The following is a 12469-nucleotide window of genomic DNA, read 5'->3' as shown; positions in this document are numbered from 1 at the left end:
TCGATATCGACCGGCCTTCGGCGTTTCAGGTGAGAACTTCGGTCTCGTCGCCGTCGACAACGACCACGTGGTCGTCGGTCAGCGCCCAGTGCGCGATGCCCGAGGCCAGATAGTCGCGAACCAGCTTGCGGGAGTGGCCTTCCGGATCGGTGGGCGAATCCAGATGCGGGACGATGCGGCGCGGCACCAAACCCAGTCCGTCCCAGCGTGGTTCCACACCGCAGGCGGTGCGCACCTCCTCCGGATCATCGGTGGATTCGAGTCCGTGCAGGTCGGGGGTCATCACACAGGCCCCCGCACTGTAGCCCGCGTAGACCAGCGCATCGGCCGCGAGCAATCTCGCGAGGACGATATCGGCTCCGCTGCGGGCGAATTGGGCGCGCAGCACGAAGGTGTTGCCGCCGCGCACCCACACCATCGGGAAGCCCGAGAGCGTCTGCTCCAGGGCTTGCGGCCTGCCGAGGTAATCGCGCAGGTCCACCACCTCGGGCTGGAAACCCAAGCGGCGCAGCGGAAACAGGTCGCTGGTGACCGCGCTCTGCCAGGCCGAGGGCCAGGCATCACAGGCATTGGCGATAACCGCGACCCGGCCGGGCGGACCGGCCAGGGTGAGCAGTCGATTCGCGTGCGCACCGAATCGGTAGCTGGACAGGAACAATCGCACCGGGGCTCAGATGGTGAACGTCAGACCGCGGACCAGGCGATTGCCCAGCTCGGTATCGCCGGTGAGATCGAATTCGCCGAGATGCGCGTCCGCGGTGGTGCGGCCGCCGCGCAGCCGGGCGAAGAGCCCGGAACCCAGGGTGAGCACGACATCGGCTGGGCCGTCCAGGTTTTCGACCGGGTTGGCCCGGCCGCCGACCACCGCGATGTGCAGGGTACGTTCGACCGGACCGGTGAGTTCGAAGGTCACGCGTGCGCCCTCGGGAGCGCCGCCGCCCTTGACCACCGCGCGGCCGAGGCCGAAAACCAGCTCCGGGAAGGCCAATTCGGCGCGGTCGCCGCCCTCGTTGACGGTCACGCCGAGACCGTCGGCGATATCGAGTTCATGCATCCAGCAGTCGAAGAGGCGGATGCGCATGAAGCGGCCATAGGGCGTCATACCCACCGGTGACGGCACCGGCTGGGCCCACGCCTCGGGACTCATCGCCTCCAGGGCCTTCAATCGTCCGCCGGTCACCTGCAGGAAGCGTTCCACCAGTTGGGATCCGGCGAGCGGGCGCAGGGATGCGATCCACTTCTCGTTGAGCGCGCCGATCTCATTGCGAATGTGCTCGCCGGCGACGTCCAGCTCCGGTGTCGGCTCCCCCGCCAGCAGGGATTCGGTGCCGATAATGTGCGCGAGCACGTCGAAGACGGTCCAGCCGGGCAACGCCGAGGACATACGAATGCGCTCTTCGGGCAGTCCGTCCACTAGTCGGGTGAGTGCGTCCCACTGGTCGGACAGGGCTGCGGTGATCTCCGCGCGGTCCGGCACCGTGTCGGTCATGCGGTGGTCTCCTCCTCCTCGTCGGCGAGGCGGTCCAATCCGGCTCGGATGGCGGCGGCGGTGCGCTCCGGGTCGTGCGGGCGGCGCAGTACGAAACCCTTGGCGAAGGTCAGGGTGTCGCCCTTCCAACGCGGAACCACGTGCAGGTGAACGTGGTGCACGGTCTGGAAGGCGGCCCTTCCGTCATTGATGACCAGGTTCGCCCCGTCCGCGCCGAGTTCGCCGCGGCGCACGGCCTTTGCCAGCCGATGGCCGAAGGCGAAGAGCCGGGCGCCGAGTGCGGGGTCCAGCTCGTCCAGATCGGCGGCGTGGCTTTTGGGAATCACCAGGGTGTGACCCCGGGTTATGGGCCTTATGTCCAGAAACGCCACGAGGAGATCGTCCTCGAAGATCTTGGTCGCGGGTGCGTCGCCCCCCACGATCCGGCAGAAGATGCAGCCGCTCACCTCGCAGACATTACGGCGTAAGAGTGATGCGCGACACCCCTCGAATGAGCGGGTTGTCCGGTTTTCTCGCCGCACGGTGTGACGCCTATCTCCGCTACGCTCACGGCGGAGCAGGTACAGTTGCGAGAATTCTCACGAACTTACTCACCAGTAAGTTCGGCCCACCGTTTGGACCGGTGATACGGCCCATCATGAAGTACCGGGTGGCCCGGGCTCACCACGAGAAGGAAGTTTGACAAGTGGACACAACGCAGAGCGATCCGAGCGGAGCGCCCCAAAGCGTTGAATCTCGTGCTCCGCACGGCGCGCGCGTCGGCGTGGTTCGGGAAACGAACGCGGACGAACGACGTGTGGCATTGGTGCCGAAGATCATTCCGTCGCTGCTGAAGCAGGGCGTGCAGGTGATCGTCGAATCCGGTGCCGGTCTGGGCGCGCTCATTCCCGATGAAGCCTACGTCGAGGCGGGCGCCAGCATCGGCGATCCGTGGAACACCGATGTGGTCGTCAAGGTGGCCCCGCCGAACGATGCCGAGATCGCCAAGCTGTCGAGTGGGCAGACGCTGATCGGCTTCCTCGCACCCCGCAATGCCGACACCAAGATCGGCGCGCTCAAGGCCGCCGGGGTGCAGGCCTTCGCGGTCGAGGCGATTCCGCGTATCTCGCGGGCGCAGGTGATGGACGCGCTGTCCTCACAGGCCAATGTCGCCGGATACAAGGCGGTGCTGTTGGCCGCGAGCGAATCCACCCGATTCTTCCCCATGCTCACCACCGCGGCGGGCACCGTGAAGCCCGCGACCGTGCTGGTACTCGGCGTCGGTGTCGCGGGTCTGCAGGCCCTGGCCACCGCCAAGCGCCTGGGCGGGCGGACCACCGGGTACGACGTGCGGCCCGAGGTCGCCGATCAGGTGCGCTCGGTCGGTGCGCAGTGGCTCGACCTGGGCATCGACGCCGCAGGCGAAGGCGGTTATGCCCGTGAGCTTTCCGATGAGGAACGCGCGCAGCAGCAGACCGCGCTGGAGAACGCGATCAAGGGTTTCGACGTGGTGGTCACCACCGCGCTGGTCCCCGGTCGTCCCGCACCGCGCCTGGTGACCGCCGCCGCGGTCGAGGGCATGAAGCCCGGCAGCGTGATCGTCGATATGGCCGGTGAGACCGGCGGTAACTGCGAGCTCACCGAGCCCGGCAAAACAGTTGTGCGGCACGGGGTCACCATCGCCTCGCCGCTGAATCTCCCGGCCACCATGCCCGAGCACGCCTCGGAGTTGTACTCCAAGAACATCTCCGCGCTGCTGGAACTGATGTTGAAAGACGGTGCGCTGGCACCCGATTTCAGCGATCAGGTGCTCGCGGATTCCTGCGTCACGCGCGAGCAGAGCGCTCAGAAGGTGGAAGCCTGATGTACACCGAACTTCTGGCGAACATCGCGATCCTGGTGCTGTCCGGATTCGTGGGCTTCGCCGTCATCTCCAAGGTGCCCAACACCCTGCACACCCCACTGATGTCCGGCACCAACGCCATTCACGGCATTGTCGTGCTCGGCGCGCTGGTGGTGTTCGGCAAGATCGAGCACCCCTCGGTGCTCATGCAGATCATCCTGTTCGTCGCGGTCGTCTTCGGCACGCTGAACGTGATCGGCGGCTTCGTTGTCACCGACCGCATGCTCGGCATGTTCAAGGCCAAGAAGCCCGTGCAAGAGAAGGCGGACAAGTAAGTCATGGATAATCTGGTCAATATTCTGTACATCGTCGCCTTCGCGATGTTCATCTACGGTCTGATGGGCCTGACCGGCCCCAAGACCGCGGTGCGCGGCAATCAGATCGCCGCGGCCGGCATGCTTATCGCCGTTGTCGCGACGTTCATCTCGATCCGTAACACCAATAACTGGATCATCATCGTGCTGGGCCTGGTCGTGGGCATCGGCCTGGGTGTGCCGCCCGCGCGGTTCACCAAGATGACCGCCATGCCCCAGCTCGTCGCCGCGTTCAACGGCGTCGGCGGCGGCACCGTCGCGCTCATCGCCTGGGCGGAATTCCTGGAGACGGACGGCTTCTCGCACTTCCCGGCCGGTGAACAGCCGACCGCGCATATCGTGATCGCCTCGCTCTTCGCCGCCATCATCGGCTCGGTGTCGTTCTGGGGCTCCTGCATCGCGTTCGCCAAACTCCAGGAACTGCTATCGGGTAAGCCGATCAGCGTCGGCAAGCTCCAGCAGCCGCTGAACCTGCTGCTGTTCGCCGGTGCCATCGCCGCCGCGGTGGTCATCGGTATCGGAGCCACCAAAGACGGTGTGCCGCAGTACTGGATGATTCTGGTGCTGGTGCTGGCGGGCATCCTGGGCCTGATGGTCGTGCTGCCCATCGGCGGCGCGGACATGCCCGTGGTCATCTCGCTGCTGAACGCGCTCACCGGTTTGTCCGCCGCCGCAGCCGGTTTGGCGCTGAACAACACCGCCATGATCGTGGCGGGCATGATCGTCGGCGCGTCCGGCACCATCCTGACCAACCTCATGGCCAAGGCCATGAACCGCTCCATCCCCGCGATTGTCGCGGGCGGATTCGGCGGTGGCGGGGCGGCTCCCGGTGCTTCCGGTAACGGCGAGCAGCGCCAGGCCAAGGCCACCTCCGCGGCCGATGCCGCGATCCAGATGGCCTATGCCAACCAGGTCATCGTGGTCCCGGGCTACGGTATGGCCGTGGCCCAGGCCCAGCACGCGGTCAAGGAAATGGCGGCCCTGCTCGAGGCCAAGGGCGTCGAGGTCAAGTACGCCATCCACCCCGTCGCCGGTCGCATGCCCGGACATATGAACGTGCTGCTGGCCGAGGCCGAGGTCTCCTACGACGCCATGAAGGAAATGGACGATATCAACGGCGAATTCAGCCGCACCGATGTCGCCCTGGTCATCGGCGCCAACGATGTCACCAATCCGGCCGCCCGCGAGGACGCTTCGTCCCCGATCTACGGCATGCCGGTCCTGAACGTCGACCAGGCCAAGTCGGTCATCGTGCTCAAGCGCTCGATGAACTCCGGCTTCGCCGGTATCGACAACCCGCTGTTCTACGCCGACACCACCTCCATGCTGTTCGGCGATGCCAAGAAGTCCGTCGGCGCGGTCACCGAGGAACTGAAGGCGCTCTAGGGTTTTCACCCGAATACCCCGTTCTTGACCTTCAGGTCCAGAACGGGGTATTTTCATGTCATGGGCCGCCCGCGCGAATTCGAAGCCGACTCCGTGGTGGAGCAGGCGATGGAGACGTTCTGGACCCACGGGTATGCCAATACCTCGCCCGCCCTGCTCGCGGAGGCCACCGGCGTGGGAAAAGGCAGTCTCTACAACACCTTCGGCAGTAAGCGGGAACTGTTCGATCTCGCATTCGCCTGCTACGAGCGAATGGGCACACAGTTGGCCACGGACATACTGTCGCAACCCGGCACCACTCGCGAGAGACTGCGCGCCTGGCTGCGATTCGCGGTGGACACCGATCTCGCGGGCCCGGTGCGGCGCGGCTGCCTGGTGACCAATACCGCCGTGGAGCTGGGCGGGCGCGACCCGGAAGCCACCGCGGCCGTTACCGCGGGCGTCGAACGGATGACCGCACTGCTGGCCGAACGCATCGAGCAGGGCAAGCGCGACGGCGATGTGCCCGCGGCGATCAATGCCCGGGAATACGCCGATTTCGTAGCGAATACCCTTACCGGACTTCGCGTTACAGCTAAGACCGCGGATTCCGCGATGCTGTACCGGATTATCGACACCGCACTCTCCACACTCTGACCACCCTTGCCCAAGGCCGCCTCGGCGGCCTGCTTTTCACCCTAGTTTTTGACCCATAGTTCAAGAAAGGCGCCATCATGGATCTCGGACTGAATGGCAAGACCGCCATTGTCACCGGCGCGGGCCGCGGCATCGGACTGGCCGTCACACAGGCCCTCACCGATGAGGGCGTCCGCGTCGTCGGCATCACCCGCACCATCACCCCGGAACTCGAAAAGTCGGCTGCCGCAACGGTTTCCGCAGACCTGAGCACCATCGAAGGCGCCACCGCGGCGGTCGGGGAGGCGCTCACCGAACTCGGCGGGATCGATATCCTGGTCAATAATGTCGGCGGCGGCGACCCCGATAAGCTCGTCCTCGGGGCCTTCCTCGACATTCCCGCCGAGCAATGGCGAAACCTGTTCGACCTCAACCTGTTCGGCGTCGTCGCCGCGACCCGGGCCGCGCTGCCCAGCATCCTCGAACGGCGCGGGGCGATCGTGACCGTCTCCTCGATCAACTCGCGCATCCCGGCGGCCGGACCGGTCGGCTACAGCGAGGCCAAGGCCGCGCTCACCTCATTCGGCAAGCGGCTCAGCGAGGAGTTCGGGCCGCAGGGCGTCCGGGTCAACACCGTCTCCCCCGGTCCGGTCGGCACCGACATCTGGCGCGCTCCGGGCAATCTCGGAGCCAAGCTGGCGGCCGCGAATGGTGTTGCGCACGAACAATTCCTGGAGGCGCTCGGGGCGCAGTTCGGCATCGCCTCCGGTCGCATGTCCGAACCGGACGAGGTGGCGGCGCTGGTGACCTTCCTGGCGTCGGACAGGGCCGCCAATATCCTCGGCGCGGACTTCGTCATCGACGGCGGCACCCTGAAGTCCGCCTGACGTCCGGAGGCAGGAACGGCTAGAGGTATAAACCGGTGCCGTGTTCGGCCCGCTCATTGGCGACGGCGTGGATATCGCGTTCGCGCAGTACGTAATACGCCTGCGCCTGGATCTCCACCTCGTATTGGTCGTCGGCGCTGAACAGCACCTGATCGCCCACCTTGACGGCGCGCACATGTGAGCCGACGCCGCACACCTCGCCCCAGGACAGGCGTTTGGCCACCTGGGCCGTCGCCGGAATGAGAATACCCCCGCTGCTGCGCCGCTCGCCCGCGTCCTGGTTGAGCTTGACCATGACGCGGTCGTGCAGCATTTGAATCTCGAGCTTGGGATCGGACACCGCGCCACTGTACTGCGGCACGCGGCGCGGGCTCGGACCGACCGGTCAGGCGCTCGGGTCACCCGCGGCGGCACCGGCCTCCGCACCGGACGCCGCCGTCCGCGGGGCGACGATGCGGCGGATGGCGTCCTTGGTCCAGGCGCGCGCGGACTCCGGATCGTTGTCCTCGCCGAGGGTGAACTCGGCGACCTGCGGGACAGCCAGCGGATAGTTGATCATGCTCATCAGCAGCATGAGGATATTGCCGGACGGCATATCCGCCCGCATCAGGCCCTTGTCCTGCGCCACTTCGACTTTGGTGCGCTTCTCCAAATAGCGCCCGCAGCGCAGTTCTCCGGCCGAGGCATTCTCCGCGCCCAACTCCAGGGCCTCCCACATGAGCAGGCGGAGCAGTTCGGGATGCTCGCGGTGGTAGTCGATGTGCTGATCGATCCAGATATCGAGATCCTCGATATCGGTGGTCACCGATTCGGCCACGGCCAGCATGGTCTTCTCCAGCACCTGCCGGAACAACTGCTCCTTATCGCCGAAGTAGGCGTAGATGAGCTGTTTATTGGCCTTGGCATTGCGGGCGATGCGGTCGACCCGGGCGCCGGCGATGCCGTGTGCGGCGAACTCCTCGGTGGCAGCGGCGAAGATGCGCGCCTTCGTCGCCTCCGGATCCCTGACTGCCATGGGTCCAGCATAACCAACTAAGTAGTTGACAGGGCGGGAGCGGGTGGAATAGTTTCAACTAACCAGTTGGTTACGCCTGTCGCGAAGGCGAAGACTTCCCGGCGCAGCGTCGCGCCGCATCCCACACAATCCCGCTCACCGTTCCGGAGAACGACGTGACCATTCTTGAAACACGCTCCACCACAGCAGTTCTCGCACCGAACGCGGATCCGAACCGGTGGCGGGTGCTGCCGGTCATCCTCACCGCCATGTTCATGGCCATGTTCGACTGGTTCGTCATCAATGTGGCGGCCTCCTCCCTCCAGCACGATCTGGGCGCGGGCGAGGCCGCACTCGAATTGGTGGTCGGCGGGTACGGCTTCGCCTATGCCAGCGGGCTCATTACCGGCGGGCGACTCGGCGATCTGTACGGACACCGGCGCATGTTCGTCATCGGCATGAGCGCCTTCGCGGCGGCCTCACTGCTGTGCGGACTCGCCTGGAGCGCCTGGGCGCTGGTGGGATTCCGTGTGCTGCAAGGCATTACGGCCGCCGCGATGGTGCCGCAGATGCTGGCGCTGATCAACACCATGTTCCCGCCCGCCGAACGGCCCAGGGCCATGGCGGCATTCGGGGCCACCATCGGGCTCGGCGCGGTCTCGGGCCAGGTGCTCGGCGGGGTGCTGCTCGATCTCGATCTGTTCGGATGGGGATGGCGGACCATCTTCTTCATCAATCTGCCGATCGGGTTGATCGCCGCGCTGCTGGCGGCGCGGTGGCTGCCGCGCCATGAGCAGACGCACCGGCCGCGACTGGATCCGATCGGCGCACTGGGCATTTCGGCGGCGCTCGCCCTCGTGCTGGTACCGGTCACGCTGGGCCGCCCCGAGGGCTGGCCGGTGTGGACCTGGGTGTCCATGGCCGCGGCACTGCCGGTACTGCTGCTCACCCTGCGCTACGAGAGCGCGCTGACGAGGCGCGGCGGACAGCCGGTGCTGGACACCGCACTCATTCGGGAGCGGGTGTTCGCGGCGGGCATGATCATCTCCGGAGGCTATCTGGCCTTCTTCGCCGGATTCATGCTCTGCCTGACCCTGCTGTTGCAGAACGGGCTGGGGATGTCACCGCTGGCGGCGGGGCTCACCTTCGCCCCGCTGGGGATCGCCTTCGCCACCAGTTCGCTGTTCGCCCGCAAGATCGCCGAGCGGATCGGGAACCGAGTCATGGTGCTGGGCACCGGCATCAGCTTCACGGGGCTGGCGCTCACCGTCGGCGTACTGGGCTGGTACGGGTCCTCGATCACCGCGCTGACCCTCATTCCGGGCATGGTGCTGGTCGGCAGCGGCAACGGGATGACCATTCCCTCGGCCATCGGGGCGGTGCTCTCCTCCGGGATTCCCGTACACCAGGCGGGCATGGCGGCGGGTGTGCTGACCACCGCGCAGCAATTCGGAAACGCCATCGGCGCAACGGTTCTGGGCACCATCTTCTTCAGCGCGCTGGGCGGGGCGCATGACCTCGGCAGTGCGGTGCACGCCATGGAGATCGCGGCGCTGGCGGCGCTGGGCATTGCGGCGGTCGTCCTCGCGGCGGCGTGCACCCTCCCCCGTACCAGCACCCGCTGAGCGTGCGAAGCGGGGCACGGCATTCGGAATGCCCTGCCCCGCTTCGTATTCCGTCCTATCCGCGCACCTGGCGGCGGTAGGTGACCTTGTCGAATTCGCGACCGTACTCGTCGACCGCGATCACATCCATCTCGCTGGCGAAGAAACCCGGGCGCACATCGACGCGGATGAACGAGTAGTTGCGGAAACGCACCCGGGACCAGGGCGCGGCCTCGTCTTGTTTGGCGCCGCCGGGCGTCCACACATAGCTGTTCGGGACCGCGGTATCGCCGACCTCGTGACCGCGGTAGCTCTCCTGCGAACCGGGCTGGAAGCCGTAGCGGGGGCGGCCACCGCCGCCGACGGTGTAGTACACGGTGCCGTCGGTCTCGGGATAGACGATCGAATTGTCGCCCGCGGCCTTGGTCGGGGTGTTGCCGCGAATCGGGTCGGTGCGCTCGAAGACGTGATTGTGGCCCTGCAACACCAGATCGACCCGGTACCGGTCGAAGAGCGCGCACCAGGCATCGCGCACGCCGCCGTCGCTGGCGTGCGAATCGGTGGTGGAGTAGGCGCAGTGGTGGAAGAAGCAGACGATGAAATCGATATCCGGATTCGAGCGGTAACCGGCGAGAGTCCGTTCCACCCAGGAGTTCTGGGCGCCACCGGAGTATCCGGTGTTCGCGCCGATCTCATAGGAGACGTCATTGGCGTCCAGGGACAGCACCGCGACATTGCCGTAGGTGAACGAGTACGCCGAGGGGCAGCCGGTGGGGCCGTTGCCGGGAAAGTCCAGGCGCGCAAGGTGTCCGCCGTAACCGTGGGTGTGGTAGGCGGCCTCCATATCGTGATTGCCGGTGGCGAACATCCACGGGGTGGTCGAGGCGCTCGATTCGATCGCGCCGAAATACACGTCCCAGACATAGGGGTTGAACTTGTCGAAGCCGTTCGCGGGGGTGCCGCCGGAGGCGACGTACTGCGGAGACTTACCCGCACCGGACGGATCGGCGTAGGCGATATCACCGGCGAGCACATGGAAATCCGGTCGGGCGGCGACGATTTGGCGCATGACGTTCTCGGTGTGCCGCACGCCCGGCTCGTTATCGGGCTTGTAGTACATATCGTCGTAGTCGCCGGGCGCGAGACCCGCGGGCAGGCCCGGGGTGTCGTCCGCGCCCTGATCGCCCATCATGGTGAAACGGAACGGCAGCACGGCCGCGCGGGCGGTGGGCATGGCGGTGGCGGCCGAGCGGACATCACCGGCGAAACCGTCGGCGGTGCGCCAGCGATAGAAATGCGGCATGCGGCCGGGCAGGCCGTCCAGCGGCGCGTGCACGTAGAACTGTTCCGCCGCAAGCACTCCCCCGTCGGCGCTCGGGATCTGGGTCACCAGATTGCGCACCTCGGCCTCGACGGTGCCGCCCAGTACGGGGGTCGGGCCGTGATCCAGGAATACCTTGGTGGAACCCGGATTTCGGGACAGCTGCGCCGAGAAGCGCAGTTGCGACGTGGCATCCGCGCCGAAGCCGATATGGCGGCCCGCCACACCCAGTTGCGCGTCGTCGGCGTAGGCGCGGGCGGCGAACGGGGAGGCGCCGGCCGTCGCCACCGCCGCAGCGGCGGCCGCACCGCGCAGGAAGTTCCGGCGCGACACCGAATGGCGGCGCAGATAGGCGCGATGCCATTCGTACTGCTCGGCCATGGTCATGGTGGCGGCAAGGTGCGCGGGAATGCCGGTGTCTGGAACGTCTCCGGCGGGGTTGAGAGGTGTCGACAGCATGAGTTCGCATGCTGGCCGATAAGAGTGTGCGCGGCAATCACCTCGGCACCCCGACACGGGGAACAGTCGGTAAACAATTCCGGGAAATGCGACCAATCGGACACGCACCCCCGGCCGGGAGTCATCGCGTAGGTTTTCGAGTGTGGAACCGCGCACCGATCTCGACTCGCTCCGCGCCCTGCTGCCCGAGGGCATGCTGGTGACCGATCCCGATGTGCTCGGGGCCTATCGACAGGACCGGGCGCTGGACCCGGACGCCGGAATCGCCCTCGCCCTGGTGCGACCCACGACCACCGAACAGGTGGCGGCCGTGGTGCGCTGGGCACAGGAGCAGCGGGTGCCGATCGTGCCGCGCGGGGCCGGAACCGGTCTCTCCGGCGGGGCCACCGCGCAGAACGGCGCACTGGTGCTCAGTACCGAGAAGATGCGGGACATCAGCGTCGACCCGGTCACCCGGACCGCCGTCGTCCAGCCCGGACTGTTGAACGCGGAGGTCAAGCGGGCCGTCGCCGAGCACGGGCTCTGGTATCCGCCCGACCCCTCCTCGTTCGAGATCTGCTCGATCGGCGGGAACGCCGCCACCAACGCGGGCGGACTGTGCTGCGTGAAGTACGGCGTCACAACCGATTACGTGCTCGGGATGCGGGTCGTGCTCGCCGACGGGACCGCGGTGCGGCTCGGCGGGCCACGCCTCAAGGACTCCGCCGGGCTGTCGCTGACCAAACTGTTCGTGGGCAGTGAGGGGACGCTCGGGATCATCACCGAACTCACGCTGCGACTGCTGCCCGCGCAGCCGCCGCAGTCGACGGTGGTGGCGAGCTTCCCGACGCTCGGCGCGGCGATGGAGGCGATTCTGGCCATCACCGGGACGCTGCGACCCTCCATGCTGGAATTCATGGACGCGGTCGCCATCAACGCGGTCGAGGACGAACTGCGCATGGGCCTGGATCGCGCGGCCGCCGGATTACTGGTGGCTCGTTCGGACGCACCCGGCGAACACGCCGGGCACGAGGCGGACCTCATGCTCGCGGCCTGTGAAAAGGCCGGGGCCACCGAGGCTTTCCGGACCGATGACCCCGATGAGGGCGAAGCCTTCTGCGCCGCACGGCGATTCGCCATACCGGCGGTGGAACGCAAAGGGCCGCTGCTGCTCGAGGACGTCGGAGTGCCGCTGCCCCGGCTCGGGGATCTGGTGCACGGCATCGCCGACATCGCGCGCGAGCGCCGGGTGCTGATCTCGGTGATCGCGCACGCCGGGGACGGCAATACCCATCCGCTCATCGTGCACGATCCGAACGACCCGGCCGAATCCGAACGCGCGCACCTCGCCTTCGGCGAGATCATGGATCTGGCCATCCGGCTCGGCGGCACCATCACCGGCGAACACGGGGTCGGACGGTTGAAGAAGGCGTGGCTGCCCGATCAGCTCGGCGCGGACGTGATGGCGCTCACACGGCAGATCAAGAACGCGCTGGATCCGCACGGAATACTGAATCCCGGCGCGGTCCTCTGACCGGC

General features: G+C 66.8%; 13 protein-coding genes. 7 read left to right on the top strand and 6 right to left on the bottom strand.

The features are described from left to right. Window positions 1–25: 25 nt before the first annotated feature. Genes NA10_RS01315 through NA10_RS01305 form a run of 3 tightly spaced genes read right to left on the bottom strand, consistent with a single transcriptional unit; the run spans window position 26 to window position 1935 of the window. Entirely contained in the window at window positions 26–664 is a 639-nt protein-coding gene (locus tag NA10_RS01315) for a Type 1 glutamine amidotransferase-like domain-containing protein (RefSeq protein ID WP_067562221.1), read from the bottom strand. A 6-nt stretch (window positions 665–670) separates the two neighbouring features. Then, a complete protein-coding gene (locus NA10_RS01310; RefSeq protein WP_067562218.1) occupies window positions 671–1489 on the bottom strand; it encodes a maleylpyruvate isomerase family mycothiol-dependent enzyme in 819 nt (272 codons plus the stop codon). Then, window positions 1486–1935 carry an HIT family protein gene (locus NA10_RS01305; RefSeq protein WP_067562215.1) on the bottom strand — a complete coding sequence of 150 codons (450 nt, stop codon included), beginning with the start codon at window positions 1933–1935 and terminating at the stop codon, window positions 1486–1488. Before NA10_RS01305 ends, NA10_RS01310 begins: the two co-directional genes overlap by 4 nt. A gap of 239 nt (window positions 1936–2174) precedes the next feature. Here NA10_RS01305 and NA10_RS01300 point away from each other — a divergent pair, with 239 nt between their 5' ends. From NA10_RS01300 to NA10_RS01280, 5 genes are all read left to right on the top strand, one after another. After that, on the top strand, window positions 2175–3332 hold the full coding sequence (locus tag NA10_RS01300) for a Re/Si-specific NAD(P)(+) transhydrogenase subunit alpha (RefSeq protein WP_373862322.1): 1158 nt from the start codon (window positions 2175–2177) through the stop codon (window positions 3330–3332). Beyond that, complete coding sequence (locus NA10_RS01295) at window positions 3332–3646, top strand: NAD(P) transhydrogenase subunit alpha part 2 (RefSeq protein WP_067562210.1); 315 nt, start codon at window positions 3332–3334, stop codon at window positions 3644–3646. Before NA10_RS01300 ends, NA10_RS01295 begins: the two co-directional genes overlap by 1 nt. A gap of 3 nt (window positions 3647–3649) precedes the next feature. Then, complete coding sequence (locus NA10_RS01290; RefSeq protein ID WP_067562207.1) at window positions 3650–5071, top strand: NAD(P)(+) transhydrogenase (Re/Si-specific) subunit beta; 1422 nt, start codon at window positions 3650–3652, stop codon at window positions 5069–5071. Between the two features lie 60 nt (window positions 5072–5131). After that, window positions 5132–5707, top strand: a complete 576-nt coding sequence (locus NA10_RS01285) for a TetR/AcrR family transcriptional regulator (RefSeq protein ID WP_067562204.1) — start codon at window positions 5132–5134, stop codon at window positions 5705–5707. A 77-nt stretch (window positions 5708–5784) separates the two neighbouring features. Continuing rightward, on the top strand, window positions 5785–6573 hold the full coding sequence (locus tag NA10_RS01280; RefSeq protein WP_067562201.1) for an SDR family oxidoreductase: 789 nt from the start codon (window positions 5785–5787) through the stop codon (window positions 6571–6573). 19 nt (window positions 6574–6592) lie between these two features. On the opposite strand, the gene NA10_RS01275 is transcribed toward NA10_RS01280, so the two are convergent. Beyond that, window positions 6593–6913: a GroES family chaperonin gene (locus NA10_RS01275; RefSeq protein WP_067562369.1), complete on the bottom strand. Its 321-nt coding sequence runs from the start codon at window positions 6911–6913 to the stop codon at window positions 6593–6595. Window positions 6914–6958: 45 nt separating this feature from the next. Beyond that, complete coding sequence (locus NA10_RS01270; protein ID WP_067562198.1) at window positions 6959–7588, bottom strand: TetR/AcrR family transcriptional regulator; 630 nt, start codon at window positions 7586–7588, stop codon at window positions 6959–6961. A gap of 155 nt (window positions 7589–7743) precedes the next feature. Between NA10_RS01270 and NA10_RS01265 the strand changes: the two genes are divergently transcribed. Continuing rightward, window positions 7744–9192, top strand: coding sequence for an MFS transporter (locus NA10_RS01265; protein WP_245676942.1), 1449 nt, complete (start codon window positions 7744–7746; stop codon window positions 9190–9192). A 55-nt stretch (window positions 9193–9247) separates the two neighbouring features. On the opposite strand, the gene NA10_RS01260 is transcribed toward NA10_RS01265, so the two are convergent. Then, window positions 9248–10951, bottom strand: coding sequence for a metallophosphoesterase (locus NA10_RS01260; RefSeq protein WP_067562192.1), 1704 nt, complete (start codon window positions 10949–10951; stop codon window positions 9248–9250). Between the two features lie 193 nt (window positions 10952–11144). Here NA10_RS01260 and NA10_RS01255 point away from each other — a divergent pair, with 193 nt between their 5' ends. Beyond that, on the top strand, window positions 11145–12464 hold the full coding sequence (locus NA10_RS01255) for an FAD-binding oxidoreductase (RefSeq protein WP_067562368.1): 1320 nt from the start codon (window positions 11145–11147) through the stop codon (window positions 12462–12464). Window positions 12465–12469: the final 5 nt, after the last annotated feature.

The organism is Nocardia acidivorans NBRC 108247, from assembly GCF_001625085.1.
Lineage (GTDB): Bacteria > Actinomycetota > Actinomycetes > Mycobacteriales > Mycobacteriaceae > Nocardia > Nocardia acidivorans.
Note: the sequence above shows the minus strand (reverse complement) of the source record. Positions and strands in the feature narration are given on the sequence as shown.

Bases quoted from the DNA above. Each gene is read 5' to 3' on its own strand.
- NA10_RS01260 (WP_067562192.1), bottom strand. From the start codon at position 10,951: ATGCTGTCGACACCTCTCAACCCCGCCGGAGACGTTCCAGACACCGGC.
- NA10_RS01285 (WP_067562204.1), top strand. From the start codon at position 5,132: ATGGGCCGCCCGCGCGAATTCGAAGCCGACTCCGTGGTGGAGCAGGCG.
- NA10_RS01280 (WP_067562201.1), top strand. From the start codon at position 5,785: ATGGATCTCGGACTGAATGGCAAGACCGCCATTGTCACCGGCGCGGGC.
- NA10_RS01270 (WP_067562198.1), bottom strand. From the start codon at position 7,588: ATGGCAGTCAGGGATCCGGAGGCGACGAAGGCGCGCATCTTCGCCGCT.
- NA10_RS01255 (WP_067562368.1), top strand. From the start codon at position 11,145: ATGCTGGTGACCGATCCCGATGTGCTCGGGGCCTATCGACAGGACCGG.
- NA10_RS01310 (WP_067562218.1), bottom strand. From the start codon at position 1,489: ATGACCGACACGGTGCCGGACCGCGCGGAGATCACCGCAGCCCTGTCC.
- NA10_RS01290 (WP_067562207.1), top strand. From the start codon at position 3,650: ATGGATAATCTGGTCAATATTCTGTACATCGTCGCCTTCGCGATGTTC.
- NA10_RS01295 (WP_067562210.1), top strand. From the start codon at position 3,332: ATGTACACCGAACTTCTGGCGAACATCGCGATCCTGGTGCTGTCCGGA.